The organism is Streptomyces sp. WMMC500, from assembly GCF_027497195.1.
GTDB lineage: Bacteria > Actinomycetota > Actinomycetes > Streptomycetales > Streptomycetaceae > Streptomyces.
Window position 1 is genome coordinate 8,184,313 of record NZ_CP114905.1, and the last position, 14,385, is coordinate 8,198,697.

Annotated in this window: 13 protein-coding genes; 9 read left to right on the forward strand and 4 right to left on the reverse strand. The window is 74.3% G+C overall.

Translation table 11 applies throughout. The features are described from left to right. Positions 1 to 23: 23 nt before the first annotated feature. Positions 24 to 599, forward strand: coding sequence for a transglutaminase family protein (locus O7599_RS35260; protein WP_281619671.1), 576 nt, complete (start codon positions 24 to 26; stop codon positions 597 to 599). Positions 600 to 726: 127 nt separating this feature from the next. Beyond that, positions 727 to 1,395, forward strand: coding sequence for a phenylalanine--tRNA ligase beta subunit-related protein (locus tag O7599_RS35265; protein ID WP_281619672.1), 669 nt, complete (start codon positions 727 to 729; stop codon positions 1,393 to 1,395). A 64-nt stretch (positions 1,396 to 1,459) separates the two neighbouring features. Here the strand turns inward: O7599_RS35265 and O7599_RS35270 are convergent, their stop codons facing one another. After that, positions 1,460 to 2,197: a lysophospholipid acyltransferase family protein gene (locus O7599_RS35270; RefSeq protein WP_281619673.1), complete on the reverse strand. Its 738-nt coding sequence runs from the start codon at positions 2,195 to 2,197 to the stop codon at positions 1,460 to 1,462. A 161-nt stretch (positions 2,198 to 2,358) separates the two neighbouring features. On the opposite strand from O7599_RS35270, the gene O7599_RS35275 reads away from it, so the two are divergent. From O7599_RS35275 to O7599_RS35295, 5 genes are all read left to right on the forward strand, one after another. Further along, complete coding sequence (locus O7599_RS35275) at positions 2,359 to 2,730, forward strand: thioredoxin family protein (RefSeq protein WP_348652581.1); 372 nt, start codon at positions 2,359 to 2,361, stop codon at positions 2,728 to 2,730. Positions 2,731 to 2,893: 163 nt separating this feature from the next. After that, positions 2,894 to 3,679, forward strand: coding sequence for an electron transfer flavoprotein subunit beta/FixA family protein (locus O7599_RS35280; protein ID WP_281619675.1), 786 nt, complete (start codon positions 2,894 to 2,896; stop codon positions 3,677 to 3,679). Positions 3,680 to 3,739: 60 nt separating this feature from the next. Continuing rightward, on the forward strand, positions 3,740 to 4,702 hold the full coding sequence (locus O7599_RS35285) for an electron transfer flavoprotein subunit alpha/FixB family protein (protein WP_281619676.1): 963 nt from the start codon (positions 3,740 to 3,742) through the stop codon (positions 4,700 to 4,702). Positions 4,703 to 4,874: 172 nt separating this feature from the next. After that, on the forward strand, positions 4,875 to 5,765 hold the full coding sequence (locus O7599_RS35290; RefSeq protein WP_281619677.1) for a hypothetical protein: 891 nt from the start codon (positions 4,875 to 4,877) through the stop codon (positions 5,763 to 5,765). A gap of 93 nt (positions 5,766 to 5,858) precedes the next feature. Continuing rightward, a complete protein-coding gene (locus O7599_RS35295) occupies positions 5,859 to 7,184 on the forward strand; it encodes an aldolase/citrate lyase family protein (protein WP_281619678.1) in 1,326 nt (441 codons plus the stop codon). Between the two features lie 282 nt (positions 7,185 to 7,466). On the opposite strand, the gene O7599_RS35300 is transcribed toward O7599_RS35295, so the two are convergent. Both O7599_RS35300 and O7599_RS35305 read right to left on the reverse strand, forming a co-directional pair. Further along, positions 7,467 to 8,678, reverse strand: a complete 1,212-nt coding sequence (locus tag O7599_RS35300) for a fumarylacetoacetate hydrolase family protein (RefSeq protein WP_281619679.1) — start codon at positions 8,676 to 8,678, stop codon at positions 7,467 to 7,469. 157 nt (positions 8,679 to 8,835) lie between these two features. After that, positions 8,836 to 9,822: a LacI family DNA-binding transcriptional regulator gene (locus O7599_RS35305; RefSeq protein WP_281623647.1), complete on the reverse strand. Its 987-nt coding sequence runs from the start codon at positions 9,820 to 9,822 to the stop codon at positions 8,836 to 8,838. Between the two features lie 149 nt (positions 9,823 to 9,971). Between O7599_RS35305 and O7599_RS35310 the strand changes: the two genes are divergently transcribed. Then, on the forward strand, positions 9,972 to 10,946 hold the full coding sequence (locus O7599_RS35310; RefSeq protein ID WP_281619680.1) for an ROK family protein: 975 nt from the start codon (positions 9,972 to 9,974) through the stop codon (positions 10,944 to 10,946). A 156-nt stretch (positions 10,947 to 11,102) separates the two neighbouring features. On the opposite strand, the gene O7599_RS35315 is transcribed toward O7599_RS35310, so the two are convergent. Then, positions 11,103 to 12,836: an NPCBM/NEW2 domain-containing protein gene (locus O7599_RS35315; RefSeq protein ID WP_281619681.1), complete on the reverse strand. Its 1,734-nt coding sequence runs from the start codon at positions 12,834 to 12,836 to the stop codon at positions 11,103 to 11,105. 274 nt (positions 12,837 to 13,110) lie between these two features. On the opposite strand from O7599_RS35315, the gene O7599_RS35320 reads away from it, so the two are divergent. Continuing rightward, a complete protein-coding gene (locus O7599_RS35320; RefSeq protein ID WP_281619682.1) occupies positions 13,111 to 14,385 on the forward strand; it encodes an ABC transporter substrate-binding protein in 1,275 nt (424 codons plus the stop codon).

Here is a 14,385-nt window from a genome sequence, read left to right on the forward strand (position 1 = left end):
CGCATGCCTATACGCTCCCCTGCATGGAACTCCAGCAGGAGCGGCCCGGCCTGTCCGCATACCTCGCCGCCGACGCGGTCGTCGACCACGAGCACCCGCTCGTGGCCGGGACGGCCCGCCGGCTGCGCGAGGTCGCGGAGGAGCCGGAGGCGTACGCGAAGGGGGCCTACGCGTTCGTACGGGACACGATCCCGCACTCCAACGACGCCGGCGACCTGCGCGTCACCTGCCGCGCGTCGGACGTGCTGAGGGCCCGCACCGGGATCTGCTACGCCAAGGCGCACGCCCTCGTCGCCCTGCTGCGCGCCCAGGGCATCCCGGCCGGCTTCTGCTACCAGCACCTCGGCGTGCTGCACGGCCTGGTCGCGCTGCGGCTGCCCGGGCGGGACTGGATCCGCCAGGACCCGCGCGGCAACAAGCCGGGCGTGGACGCGCAGTTCCGCCTCGACCGCGAGCAGTTGGCGTTCGTGCCGGACGCGTCCGCCGGCGAGCGCGACGACCCGCTGGTCCGCGCGGCGCCCCATCCGGCTACCCTCGAAGCCCTCCGCGTGGCCACCGACCGCCGCCACCTGGACCGCATACTCCCCACCGCCCTGTGAACCGCACGGCCCCGCATCCCTCACATCCCCCGCACGCCCGCCCAAGGGTAGGCCGCCCCGCCGACAGAGCCGCCGCCCCGAACCGCCGCCCGCACCACCGCCCGCCGCCGAACCGCAGAAGGACCGCATGACCCTCCGCACCCACGTCGCCGACGACGTACGCGCCCTCGCCCCCGGCTTCGCCCACGTCGCCGTCGTCGCCCGCGGCCTCGTCGGCGGCCCCAGCGACGAGGCCGGCACCGCGCTCCTCGACGACGCGGCCCGCCGCCTCGCCGCCCGCCTCGGCGACACCCCGCCGCAGCAGGACCCGCACATGCAGGCGTGGCGGGCCGCGTACGCCGCCTTCGGCGCCAAGCCGTCGAAGTTCCGCAACTCCGCCGAGGCGCTGGCCCGCCGCGCCCTCGCCGACGCCGGGCTGCCGCGCATCAACCGGCTCGTCGACATCTACAACGCCGTCAGCGTCGCCCACCTCATCCCCGTCGGCGGCGAGGACACCGACCACATCGACGGGGACATGCGCCTCGTCCGCGCCACCGGCGAGGAGCGCTTCGACGAGGAGCACCCGGAGCCCGGCGAAGTCGTCTGGTGCGACGGCACGGGGGTGACCTGCCGCCGCTGGAACTGGCGCCAGGGCGTACGCACCCGCCTCACCGAGGAGTCGACGAACGCGCTGTTCCTGCTGGAGCGGCAGGAGCCGATGTCGTACGAGGAGCTGACCGCGGCGGCGCAGGAGCTGGCCGAGGCGCTGCAGAAGAGTTCGCCCGGCGCCGAGATCGAGATCCGCGACCCGGCCTGAGGCCCGCCCGCCGCCCAGCGGCCGCCGCGCAGCCGCTTCTCAGCCGCTGCCGCCCAGCCGTCGTTCAGACCCCCGGCGCCGGCGCGCTGCCGCCCAGGTGCGCGGGCTGCCACCAGCCGTCCCCGGGCCCGTCGGGGCGGTCCGGGTATGCCCGCTGCGCCGCCTCCAGCAGCTCCTGGATCCGGCCCTTGAGCCGCTCCGTCAGCTTCTCGGCGTCCTCGTGCGTCCCGTCGGCCGGTGCGTCCGTCACCCCGTCCCCCGTCGGCACCGGCGCGCCCAGGCGCAGCGTGATCGGCAGGTGGTTCCGCCCGAAGTCGCGCGGCCGGCCCTTGGTCCAGATCCGCTGCGTCCCCCACACCGCCATGGGCAGCAGCGGCACCCCCGCCTGCTGCGCCAGCCGCGCGGCGCCCGACTTGAACGACTTCAGCGTGAACGACTGGGAGATCGTCGCCTCGGGGAAGACCCCGACGACCTCGCCCGAGCGCAGCGCACGCAGCGCGTGCGAGAACGCCTGCCCGCCCTGCGCGCGGTCGACCGGTATGTGCTTCATCGCGCGCAGCAGCGGTCCGGAGACGCGGTGACGGAAGACCGACTCCTTGGTCATGAAGCGCACGAACCGCTTCGCCGGCCGTGCGGCGTAGCCGCAGAAGACGAAGTCCAGATAGCTGATGTGGTTGCTCACCAGGACGGCGCCGCCGCGGCGCGGCACGTGCTCCTGGCCCTTCAGGTCGATGCGCAGGTCCATCGCCTTGAAGGCGGATCTGCAGATGCCGACGACGGGCGGGTAGACGAGGTCTGCCATGCCGGGCTGGTCCCTTCTCCGGCCCGGAGGGTCAGGAGCTCCCGGCGGAAGTTACGCGTGCGTAGGTACGTACTCCCCGATCGTGCCCGACGCGTGCGCCCGGCGCCAGACCCACCCCTTCGGCGTGATCGGCCCTTGCCGTCGTCCCGCGGCGTTGCTGCATGCTGGAGGGCATGGCGGACGGCACGGCGGAGCGGGCGGCGGAGCGGCTGACGGCGGCGGACCTGGACACGGCGGCGCTCGGGGAGCGCGCCACGCTCGTGCAGTTCTCCAGTGCTTTCTGCCGCCCCTGCGCGGCAACGCGGCGGATCCTCGCGGACGTGGCGGGCATGGTCGAGGGCGTCGCGTACGCGGACGTGGACGCCGAGAGCCACCTCGGACTCGTCCGCAGGCTGGGGGTGGAGCGGACGCCGACCGTGCTGGTGCTGGACGCGGACGGCCGGGTCGTGCGCCGCGCCACGGGCCTGCCGCGCAAGGCCGACGTCATCGCCGCGCTGGGCGCCGCGCTGCCGGGTCAGTCGCGGGACACGTAGGAAATGTCACAGCCGAGCAGGCTTGAACGGTGGGTGTACGCACGGGTGTACTGGCGAGTAATAAACTGGACGGTGCCCACCGGATCCGCCCGGTGGCAGCCGTCGATGGCGCCTATGCTGCCAGCACGGCAGTGTCTCGATACGAAGCGGTAGGAGAGCCGGCGTGAGCTTGAGGATCGTTGTCTGTGTGAAGTACGTGCCCGACGCCACCGGCGACCGGCACTTCTCCGATGACCTGACCACCGACCGCGAGGCCGTCGACGGCCTGCTGTCGGAGCTGGACGAGTACGCGGTCGAACAGGCCCTGCAGATCTCCGAGGCCGCGGACGACGCGGAGATCACGGTGCTGACCGTGGGCCCCGAGGACGCGCGCGACGCGCTGCGCAAGGGCCTGTCCATGGGCGCGGACAAGGCCGTACACGTCGAGGACGACGACCTGCACGGCACCGACGTGATGGGCACCTCGCTGGTCCTGGCCAAGGCGATCGAGCACGTCGGCTACGACCTCGTCGTCTGCGGCATGGCCTCCACCGACGGCACCATGGGCGTGCTGCCGGCGATCCTCGCCGAGCGCCTGGGCGTGCCCCAGGTGACCCAGCTCTCCACCGTCGCCGTCGCCGACGGCAAGGTCACCGGCCGCCGCGACGGCGACGCCGCGAGCGAGCAGTTGGAGGCGGCGCTGCCGGCCGTCGTGTCCGTGACCGACCAGTCGGGCGAGGCCCGCTACCCCTCGTTCAAGGGCATCATGGCGGCGAAGAAGAAGCCGGCGGAGACCCTGGACCTGGACGACCTGGGCGTCGACGCCGAAGAGGTCGGCCTCGCGGGCGCCTGGACGAAGGTCGAGGACGCCACGCAGCGCCCGCCGCGCACCGCCGGCACGATCGTCAAGGACGAGGGCGAGGGCGGCAAGCAGCTCGCCGAGTTCCTCGCGGGCCAGAAGTTCATCTGAGCCCCCGCATCCCCTCCGCCGTTCCGCCTTCCGCCCTCGTATCGCAGGAGAACGAGATCCATGAGTGAAGTCCTCGTCTACGTCGACCACGTCGACGGCGCCGTGCGCAAGCCGACGCTGGAGCTGCTGACCCTCGCCCGCCGGATCGGCGACCCGGTCGCCGTCCACCTGGGCACCGGCGTCGAGGCCGCGGCGCCCGTGCTCGCGGAGCACGGCGCGGTGCGCGTGCTGACCGCCGACGCCGCCGAGTTCGCCGACTACCTCGTCGTCCCGAAGGTCGACGCGCTGAAGGCCGCGTACGACGCCGTGCAGCCGGCCGCCGTGCTGCTGCCGTCCTCGGTGGAGGGCAAGGAGATCGGCGCCCGCCTCGCGGTCCGGATCGGTTCCGGCATCATCACCGACGCCGTGGACGTCAAGGCCGGCGACGACGGGCCGGTCACCACGCAGGCCGTGTTCGCCGCCGCCTTCACCACCCGGTCCCGCGTCTCGCGCGGCACCCCGGTCATCACCGTCAAGCCCAACTCCGCCGCCCCCGAGGCCGCGCCCGTCGAGAGCGCGGTGGAGCAGTTGACGTTCGGCTTCGGCGAGTCCGCGGCCGGCACGAAGGTCGTCGGCCGGACGCCGCGCGAGTCGACGGGCCGCCCCGAGCTGACCGAGGCGGCGATCGTCGTCTCCGGCGGCCGGGGCGTCAACGGCGCCGAGAACTTCCGCCTCATCGAGGAGCTGGCCGACTCCCTCGGCGCCGCCGTCGGCGCCTCCCGGGCGGCGGTGGACGCGGGCTGGTACCCCCACTCGCACCAGGTCGGCCAGACCGGCAAGACGGTCTCGCCGCAGCTCTACATCGCGGCCGGCATCTCCGGCGCGATCCAGCACCGGGCCGGCATGCAGACCTCGAAGACGATCGTGGCCGTGAACAAGGACAACGAGGCGCCGATCTTCGACCTCGTGGACTACGGCGTGGTCGGCGACCTGTTCACGGTCGTGCCGCAGCTCACCGGGGAGGTCCGGGCCCGCAAGGGCTGACCGGCCGGGGCGGCTCGCCGCGCCCGCCGTTGCTCACTGCCGAGCGGAAGGGCCCGCGGTTCCGCGGGCCCTTCCGCGTGCCCGGACGCCGCGGGGAGGGCCCGGCGTTGCCGCCGGGGCGCCGCGGTGACGCCGTGGTCGGGGGTGTGCCGTGCGTGGGAGGATGCGGCGCATGAGCGGGAGCGGTGGCGCGAGCCCGTACGCCTGGCTGCCGCGGGGCGCGCGGGATTGGAGTCCGCCCTACGGCGGCGTGCCGGGCACGTGGCCGCGGTTCACGGCGGCGTACGCGCTGCTGGTGCTGCTGCGGATCACCGGGGACGTGCCGGTGCCGTGGCTGCTCGGGGCGGCGGCCTTGGTGGGCACCGCGAGCGCGGCGGGGTACCGGCTGCGCCGGCGCGGCTTCCGGCCGCGGGGCGGCAGTTGGGTGGTCGCCGGGCCGGGTGCGGCGTCGCTGGTGGTTCCGGCCGGTGCCGCGGGGGCGGCGGTGCGTACGACGGTCGCGGGCGGGGGCCGGGTCCTCGGCGGGGCACAGGCGGCGTCCGCGCTGCACGGGGCGGAGGCGCTGCTGCGCTCGGCGGGCCGGGACCCGGCGGCGCTCGCGGCGGTCGGTTCCGGACCGCGGCGGGACGGCGGTGCGCAGTACGTCGTGTACGACGAGCGCGCGGCTTTCGTGCTACGGGCCGATGGCCCCGGCGCCCCCGGCGCTCCGCCCGCGGGCCGGCCGGGCGGGAAGCCGGAGCGGGGCGCCGGCGCCCGGCAGCGGGCGCTGCTCACCGACGTGGCCGCGGAGTTGGGCACCGAGGTGCCGCCGCCGGACGGCGCGGGCGGCCCCGGTGACGTACCGGACGCGCTGTCGCCCGCCGGGCGCGCCGCGGCGTCCCTCGCGGCGTCGGCCGCCGCGGCCGGCGGGCCGCCGCTGCCGGGCACGGATCCCGACGTACGTCCCCTGCCCTGGCCGCCGCACCGCACCGCCGCCGCGACGGCGGACAGTGTGCTGCGCCTGGTGACGTTCGCCGTGCCGGTCGCGCTGTGGACCGCCTGGCTCGCCGGCGCCTGGTCCTGAGGACGCGGGCCCCTCGGCGCCCGGCGGCCGTTGACGCGCACCGGAGGCCCGGATACGTTCGATTCAACTTTTTGTTGAAATCCGGGAGGGCGCATGGTGGCGCAGGACGACTCGGCCGCGACGTCGATCGGCGCCCCCGTACGGGCCCGGATCGCCGCCTCCCTCGCCCCCGTCGACGCCGAACTCGCCCGCCGGTACCCCGGCGACCCCGGCACCCGCCAGCCGGTGCACACCGTCTACGTCCCCGCCGACGCCTTCGGCGCCCGTACCGTACGGGAGTGGGGCCGGCGGGCCCTCGACGCGCTCGACGCGCACGCGCCCGACGCCGCCGTGCTCGCCGCCGCGCTCGGGCTGCAAGAAGGCGCGGCGGCTGAGGTGTACGACCGGGTGCGCGCCAAGCTCGTGCGCGAGCCGGTCGAGGACCTGCGGATCGACTTCGAGGACGGGTACGGCCCGCGCCCCGACGACGAGGAGGACGCCGCGGCCGTGGCCGCCGCCCATCTGGTCGCGGACGCCGTCGCCGAGGACGGCGCGCCGCCGTACGTCGGCATCCGCGCCAAGTGCCTGGAGGCCGCCGTCCGCGACCGCGGGATCCGCACGCTCGACCTCTTCCTCACCGCGCTGCTGCGGGCCGGCGGCGGCGCGCTGCCGGACGGGCTGGTGCTGACGCTGCCGAAGGTCACGTACCCGGAGCAGGTGAGCGCGATGGCCGCGCTCCTGGAGGAGTTCGAGCGGGCGCACGGCCTCGCGGCGGGGCGGCTCGGCTTCGAGGTCCAGATCGAGACGACGCAGGCGATCCTCGGCGCGGACGGCCGGGCCACAGTGGCGCGGATGATCGACGCGGCGGGCGGGCGGGCGACGGGGCTGCACTACGGGACGTTCGACTACAGCGCGGCGTGCGGGGTGGGCGCGGCGTACCAGTCGATGGACCACCCGGTGGCGGACCACGCGAAGGCCGTGATGCAGGTGGCCGCGGCGGGCACGGGGGTACGGCTCTCCGACGGCTCGGTGAACGTGCTGCCGGTGGGCGACACGGCGCGGGTGCACGCGGCCTGGCGGCTGCACCACGGGCTGGTGCGGCGGTCGTTGGCGCGCGCGTACTACCAGGGGTGGGACATGCACCCGGGCCAGTTGCCGACGCGGTACGCGGCGGTGTACGCGTTCTGCCGGGAGGGCCTGGACGCGGCGTGCGCCCGGCTGGCGGCGTACGCGGAGCGGGGGGCCGGCGCGGGCGGCGGGGCCGGGGGCGCACCCGTGGTTCCCGACGTACTCGACGAACCGGCGACGGCGCGGGCGCTCAGCGGCCACCTGCTGCGGGGGCTGGACTGCGGGGCGGTGGACGCGGCGGAGGTCACCGAGCGGACGGGACTGGGGCGTGCGGACCTGGACGCGCTGGCGGGACGTCTGCCGCGGGCGTGAGGGCGGGGTCCGGCGGGCGTTCGGCGGACCCGGCTCCGGTACGGGGCCGGCCTGCTGCCGGCGAAGCGTGCTTGTCGGAGGGGCGGCCTACCCTTGGGCGGGAGTGCGGGGGACGAGTGACGTGTGACGAGTGCGGGGGAGGCGCGCCCTGGTGCCCGGCGGGGCGGGGCCTGACGCGGCCCGGGCCGGCCTGGCCTGACGCGGCCGGCGTGGCCTGACGCGGCCCGGGACGCGGGCGGGGCCGCGCACCGCGGGGTGCCGGGCCCGGTGGGGGCGGGCCGGTCACGGCGTCGGCGCCGCCCGGAGCAGGCCGCGGCGGGCGAGTCCGGCGTACAGGTCGCGTATGCCCGCCTCCCACGGCGGCGCCTGCTCGCTGGTGGTGACGGTGTTGCGCAGGGTGCCGAGCAGCGGGGTGGAGATCTCCACGACGTCCCCCTCACGGTGGGTGAAGCCGCTGCCGGGGGCGCCGCGGTCCGCGGTGGGCGCGAAGAGCGTGCCGGTGAACAGCACGACGCCGTCGGGGTATTGGTGGCGGCGGTTCACGGCCTGGGCGACCAGGGTCTCCAGCGGGCGGCTGATGCGCGCCATGTCGGAGGAGTCGCGCAGGACGATGCCGTCGTCGCCCCGCACCGCCAGGGCGATCGTCGCGTCGCGTACGGAGTCGACGGTGAAGCCGTCGCCGACGAGGCGGACGAACGGGCCGAGGGCGGTGGAGGCGTTGTTGTCCTTCGCCTGGGGCAGCAGGAGGGCGCTGCGGCCCTCGACGTCGCGGAGGTTCACGTCGTTGCCCAGGGTGACGCCCGCGATGCGGCCGTCCGAGGCGACGACGAGGACCAGTTCGGGCTCGGGGTTGTTCCACTCGGAGACCTCGGCCACGCCGATCCGCGCCCCGTACCCCACGGCCGACAGCACCGGCCCCTTGGTGAAGATCTCCGCGTCGGGCCCGAGCCCGACCTCCAGGTACTGCGACCACAGGCCCTGTTCGCGCAGCCACGCCAGCAGCTCGACGGCCTCCGGGCTGCCGGCCCGTACGGTCTCCAGCCGGGTGCCGAGCCGGGCGCCGATCCGCGCGCGGATCTCGTCCGCCGAGGCGGCGACGCCACCGGCGCGCTCCTCGATGACCCGCTCCATCATGCTGTCCGCGAACGTCACCCCGGCCGCCTTGAGCACCTGGAGGTCCACCGGTGCCAGCAGCCGCGCCCGGTCCGCGTCCCCGGCGGCGGTGGCCGCCAGCACTTCGCCGAGCGGCCAGCTCCGCCCGTCCGCCGCGCCGCGGACGCGGGCGGCGGCGTCGGGGTGCTCCAGCAGGTCCGAGACGGTCGGCCCGAGGGCGGTGACGTCGACGAGGACGTCGCCGCGGACGGTCACCAGGCTGGGGCCGCCGTCCGCGGGGTCGAGGAGGCGGCCGACCAGAAGGGCGGCGTCCGCGTCGGTGGGCAGGACGCCCGCGGGAAGGACCTCGGCGGGGGTGGAAGCGATCTCACGTGAGGCCATGGGGATCCGGCCTTTCTGTGCGCGTGGCGGCGTGCTCGTGCTGACTTCGCATGATGATCGGAACACGGCCGCCGGGGAAAGGGGGAGCCCCCGGCCGGAGCTCTGCGGACCCGCGGGGCTCTCCGCCGACGTGCCACGCCGCTCCGGGCGCGCCGCCTCAGTCCGCGGGCGGGCGTTCGCCCGAGCCGCGGGGGATCAGCCGCGTCGGCAGCACCAGCCGCTCCGGGTCGCCGGCCGCGCCCTCGAGCCGCTGGAAGAGCCGGGCCGCCGCGCGCCTGCCCAGCTCCGCCGGGTCCTGGGCGACGACGGTGATCCCGGGGGAGAGCAGGTCGGCCATCTCGAAGTCGTCGAAGCCGACGAGCGCCGCCGTCCGGCCGCCGGCCGTCAGCGTGCGCACCGCGGTGACGGTCACCCGGTTGTTGCCGGTGAACAGGGCGGTCACCGGATCGGGGCCCGACGTCATCCGTACGCACTCCGCCGCCACCCGCGCCGGCTCCGTGCTGCCCAGCGAGGTCCACGTCCCTGCCACCGGCAGCCCGGCGTCCGCCATCGCCGCCCGGTAGCCGCGCAGCCGCTCGGCGGCGGTGTGGATGCGGGGGTGGTCGCCGATGAAGCCGATCCGGCGGTGCCCGTACCCGACGAGGTGCTCGACCGCTTGGCGGGCGCCGCCGTAGTTGTCGGACAGCACGGTGTCGGCGCTGACCCGCCCCGGCGGCCGGTCGACGAACACGGCGGCCACGCCGGCGGCCAGCTCGGGTTCCAGATAGCGGTGGTCGGTGCTGGCCGGGACGACGACCAGCCCGTCCACGCGGCGCGCGCACAGCGCGAGCACCAACTCCTCCTCCCGCGCGGGGTCCTCGCCGCTGGAGCCGTGGATGAGCAGGGAGCCGTGCGCGCGGGCGACCTCCTCGACGGCCCCGCTCAGCGGCGCGTAGAACGGGTCGGCCAGGTCCTCCAGCACCAACCCGACGGTGGCGGTGCGGCCCTTGCGCAGGATGCGCGCGCTGTCGTTGCGGCGGAAGCCGAGCGCGTCGATGGCGTCCCGCACCCGCCGCTCGGTCGCCTGCGTGACGCCGGGCTCGCCGTTGACCACCCGCGAGACGGTCTTGAGGCCGACGCCCGCGCGTGCGGCGACGTCCTTCATCGTCGGACGGCTGCCGTAGCGGGGCCGCTGCGGGCCGGGAAGGTGATCGGACACGCGCCCGATGATAAGGGCTAGACAACGTTGTCACGATAGGGGCAGACTAACCGCGCACCGCATCCGCCCGCCCCGCTCCTCCAGGAGATGCCACGATGGTCGCCGCCCAGCCGACCGAGCTCGTCGCCGCGCTCGACATCGGCGGTACGAAGACGGCCGCGGGCCTGGTCGACGTCGGCGGCCGGCTCCTGGCCCGGGCCCAGCGGCCGACGCCCGCCGCCGCGGACGGCGAGACGATCGCGGCGGCCGTGACCGGCGTGCTGCGCGACCTCGCCGCCGCCGACCCCGCGGGCTGGGCCCGCGCGACCGCCGTGGGCATCGGCAGTGCCGGCCCCGTGGACGCCTCGGTGGGCACCGTCAGCCCCGTCAACATCCCCGGCTGGCGCGACTACCCGCTGGTGGCCACGGTCCGCGAGGCCGCGGGCGGGCTGCCCGTGGTGCTCGTCGGCGACGGCGTCGCCATGGCCGCCGCCGAGCACTGGCAGGGCGCCGCCCGCGGCCGGTCCGCGGCGCTGTGCATGGTCGTCTCCACCGGCGTCGGCGGCGGGCTCGTCCTCGACGGCCGCCCGTACCCAGGACCCACGGGCAACTCCGGGCACATCGGCCACATCTCGGTCGACCTCGACGGCGACCCGTGCCCCTGCGGCGGGCGTGGCTGCGTGGAGCGGATCGCCTCGGGGCCCAACATCGCCCGCCGCGCGCTGGCCGCCGGCTGGACCCCGGGCCCGGACGGCGACGACACCGCCGCCGGCGTCGCCGCGGCGGCCCGGGCGGGCGACCCCGTGGCGCTCGCCTCCTTCGACCGGGCCGCCAAGGCGCTGGCGGCGGGCATCGCCGCCACCGCGACGCTGGTCGAGATCGAGGTCGCGGTGATCGGCGGCGGCGTGGCCGCAGCGGGCGAGCTGCTGTTCGCGCCGGTACGGCAGCACCTGAAGACGTACGCCGCGCTGTCGTACGCCGCCGACGTGGCGGTGGTCCCGGCACACCTCGGTACGGACGCGGGCCTGATCGGCGCCGCCGCGGCGGCGGCGCAGGAACTGGGTCTGCGGCGGTTCACCGCGCCCGGCTGACGGCCGGGGGCGGTGCGGGGCAGTGGCCCGGCGCGTACGGCAGCGGGTGCTGCCGGGCCGGTGCCCCGCGGGCGGGTGCGGCGCCGCGTGCGTCAGGCGCGGCGGCGCACCCGCCCCTTTCGCGGCGGTGCCTGAGCGGTGCCGCCTTACGGGGCGTCAGCAGGTGAACCGCGCGTCCGCCCAGTCGGCGTGGTCGTGGTCGATCCCGTCACCGCCGTCGGTGACGACCAGCCGCACGGTCTGCGCGCCGCCGACGTCCGCCGACAGCGGCTGCGCCGGTCTGTCGTTGGTCAGCACGCCGGACTCCGCGACCTTGGCGTCGTCGGCCCAGACCTCGAAGGCCACGGAACCGTCGCCCCCCGACTCGTCGTCCAGCCCGACGTCGGCGGCGAACGTCTCGCACTCCTCGGCGGTGTAGTAACCGATCTCGCCGGGGGCGTGCACGCCCAGGCCCTTGGCGTACGTCTCGCCGCCGACGGTGAGCGGTGCGCCGTCGCCCGCCGGCCGCTCGCCGACGCTCGTGTCCCGCTCCGCCGGACCCCAGCCGTTGCGCGCGAGGTACCACTCCCAGTCGCTCGCGAACGTCGTGCCCGCGGGCGGGGATCCGGCGTCCGCGTCCGGCCAGACGCGGTAGAGCACGGTGCCGTGCGCGGGCACGGCCGCGGTGATCTCGCCGCCGGAGTCGCGGTCCTGGTGCTGCCACAGGTCGCGCAGCCGGTAGCCGCCCGCCGCGGGCAGGCCGACCTCGCCAGCGGTCGTGGAGATCTCCTGCGGCGAGCCCGACTCGTTGAACAGCGCCACGGTGCGGCTGCCGTCCGCCATCTCCTTGCTGACCACCCAGCGGCCGTCCTCGGAGGAGACCACGGTGCCCTGCTTGCCGAGCGGGTCCTGGTCGACGGCGATGACCTCCTCGTTGCCGAGGATCTCGAAGGTCGCCTCGTCGGCGCCGCGCAGGTCGGAGCCGATGAGCAGCGGCGCCGCCATGATCGACCACATGGAGAAGTGGGTGCGGTACTCGGTGTCCGTCATGCCGCCGTTGCCGACCTCCAGCATGTCCGGGTCGTTCCAGTGCCCGGGTCCCGCGTGTTCGGCGAGCGGCAGGTTCTGCTTCATGATGCCCAGCACGCTCGACCAGTTGTCGCTGATGTCGCCGGTGGTGCGCCACAGGTGGCCGACGTCGGCGGCCCACTCCCACGGGTCGTTCTCGCCCCACTCGCAGATGCTGTACACGATGGGCCGGCCCGTGGCCTTGAGCGCGTCGCGCATCTTGGTGTAGCGCTCGACGGCGTCGACGCCCTGGTTGTTGCAGTTGTCGTACTTGAGGTAGTCGACACCCCAGTCGGCGAACTGCTGCGCGTCGGACTCCTCGTGGCCCAGGGAGCCGGGGAAGCCGGCCTGGTTGCACGTCTTGGTCCCGGCGCTGGTGTAGATGCCGAACTTCAGCCCCTTGGAGTGCACGTAGTCGGCGACCGCCTTGATCCCGTCGGGGAAGCGCACGGGGTCGGGGACCAGCTTGCCGTTCGCGTCGCGCTCGGGCAGGGCCCAGCAGTCGTCGATGTTGACGTACTCGTAGCCCGCGTCCTTCAGGCCCTTCTCGACGAAGATGTCCGCGATGCCCTTGACCATCTCGTGGTCGAACTCCGCCCGGCAGTGGGTGGAGTTCCAGTTGTTGAAGCCCATCGGCGGGGTCTGCGCCAGCCCGTCGGGCAGCCGGACCTCCGGCCCCGCCGCCGCCGTGGCGGCGGTGGTCTCGCTCTGCGGCTGCGTTCCCGGGGGTGCCGCCGCGGTCGGCACGGTGAGCACCGCGCAGACCGCGACCGCCCCCGTGATCCCGGTCAGCACGCGCGTGTACGGTCTGGCGACCCTTCGTCCGGACGGTGGGTTCCGCATCGGATCCACTCCTCTGCATGGGGGGTTCGGGAACGGTTTCGGTCATGGACGCGTCACACGAGCGTTTACGGTAGAGCTTGTTCGAGTCTGTCGGAAGAGATGCGATAACAGTTGGCCGAGAGTCGGTCAAAACCCTTGACAGTGCCCCTGGGTGGAGGTGTGATCCCACAATCTTCGTTCGGTTGTGTTTGGTTAACACTCCATCGGAAGGGGAGCGATGAGCGCCTCATCTTCTGCGAGCAGGACTGCAGGCCGCCCCACCACCGCACCACCGATGACGCGCCGGAGTCTGCTGCGGGGAGCCGCTCTCGGCGCCGGTGCCGTCACCCTCCCGACGCTGCTCGCCGCCTGCGGAAGCGGCCCGGGCGGCGACGGCAAGACAGTGACCCTGGGGTCCAACGCCTCCGACGAGGTGCCCCGCAAGGCGTTCCAGGACGTGTTCGACCTCTTCGAGAAGAAGTCGAAGAAGACGGTCGAGGTCAACACCGTCGACCACAACACGTTCCAGGAGAACATCAACCGCTACCTGCAGGGCCGGCCCGACGACGTGTTCATGTGGTTCGCTGGCTACCGCATGCAGTTCTTCGCCGAGCGTGGGCTGCTCAGCGAGATCGGCGACCTGTGGAAGGGCTTCGACGGCTTCTCCGCCGCGCTCAAGGACCAGTCCACCGGCGCCGACGGCAAGCAGTACTTCGTGCCGTTCTACTACTACCCCTGGGCCGTCTTCTACCGGAAGAGCGTCTTCGACCAGGGCGGTTACGAGATACCGACGACCTTCGACCAGTACACCGCCCTGGCCAGGCAGATGCAGAAGGACGGCCTGGTCCCGTTCGCCTTCGGCGACAAGGACGGCTGGCCCGCCATGGGCACGTTCGACTACCTCAACATGCGCGCCAACGGCTACGACTTCCACAAGTCGCTGATGGCCGGCGAGGAGTCCTGGACCGACCCGCGGGTGCACGAGGTCTTCGACCTGTGGCGCGGCCTCATGCCGTACCACGACGAGGGCGCCAACGGCCGCACCTGGCAGGAGGCCGCGCAGTCGCTGGCGCAGAAGAAGACCGGCATGGCGGTGCTCGGACTGCCGCACCCCGGCCAGCAGTTCTCCGAGGCCGACCGCGAGGACCTCGACTTCTTCCCGTTCCCGGAGATATCCCCCGAGCACGGGCAGGACGCGGTCGAGGCGCCCATCGACGGCTTCCTGATGTCGTCCAAGGTCAAGAACGAGGAAGGTGCGCAGGAACTGCTGAAGTTCCTCGCCACCCCGGCCGCCGAGGACGCGTACCTGAAGTCCGACCCCAACAACGTCGCCGTGCACTCCGGCGCCGACACGTCCTCCTACTCGACGCTGCAGAAGAAGGCGGCGGAGCTCGTCTCGAACGCCAAACAGATATCCCAGTTCCTCGACCGGGACACGCGCCCCGACTTCGCCTCGACGGTCATGATCAAGGCGCTGCAGGACTTCATCGACGACCCCGACGACATCGACGGCCTGCTCAAGGGCATCGAGGGCCAGAAGAAGACCATCTTCGCCGAAGGCCAGGAGTAA

Excerpts from the sequence above, each read along its gene's own strand:
- O7599_RS35320 (WP_281619682.1), top strand. The coding sequence starts at position 13,111 with ATGACGCGCCGGAGTCTGCTGCGGGGAGCCGCTCTCGGCGCCGGTGCC.
- O7599_RS35315 (WP_281619681.1), bottom strand. The coding sequence starts at position 12,836 with ATGCGGAACCCACCGTCCGGACGAAGGGTCGCCAGACCGTACACGCGC.
- O7599_RS35300 (WP_281619679.1), bottom strand. The coding sequence starts at position 8,678 with ATGGCCTCACGTGAGATCGCTTCCACCCCCGCCGAGGTCCTTCCCGCG.
- O7599_RS35285 (WP_281619676.1), top strand. The coding sequence starts at position 3,740 with ATGAGTGAAGTCCTCGTCTACGTCGACCACGTCGACGGCGCCGTGCGC.
- O7599_RS35310 (WP_281619680.1), top strand. The coding sequence starts at position 9,972 with ATGGTCGCCGCCCAGCCGACCGAGCTCGTCGCCGCGCTCGACATCGGC.
- O7599_RS35295 (WP_281619678.1), top strand. The coding sequence starts at position 5,859 with ATGGTGGCGCAGGACGACTCGGCCGCGACGTCGATCGGCGCCCCCGTA.
- O7599_RS35265 (WP_281619672.1), top strand. The coding sequence starts at position 727 with ATGACCCTCCGCACCCACGTCGCCGACGACGTACGCGCCCTCGCCCCC.
- O7599_RS35260 (WP_281619671.1), top strand. The coding sequence starts at position 24 with ATGGAACTCCAGCAGGAGCGGCCCGGCCTGTCCGCATACCTCGCCGCC.
- O7599_RS35305 (WP_281623647.1), bottom strand. The coding sequence starts at position 9,822 with ATGAAGGACGTCGCCGCACGCGCGGGCGTCGGCCTCAAGACCGTCTCG.
- O7599_RS35270 (WP_281619673.1), bottom strand. The coding sequence starts at position 2,197 with ATGGCAGACCTCGTCTACCCGCCCGTCGTCGGCATCTGCAGATCCGCC.
- O7599_RS35290 (WP_281619677.1), top strand. The coding sequence starts at position 4,875 with ATGAGCGGGAGCGGTGGCGCGAGCCCGTACGCCTGGCTGCCGCGGGGC.
- O7599_RS35275 (WP_348652581.1), top strand. The coding sequence starts at position 2,359 with ATGCTGGAGGGCATGGCGGACGGCACGGCGGAGCGGGCGGCGGAGCGG.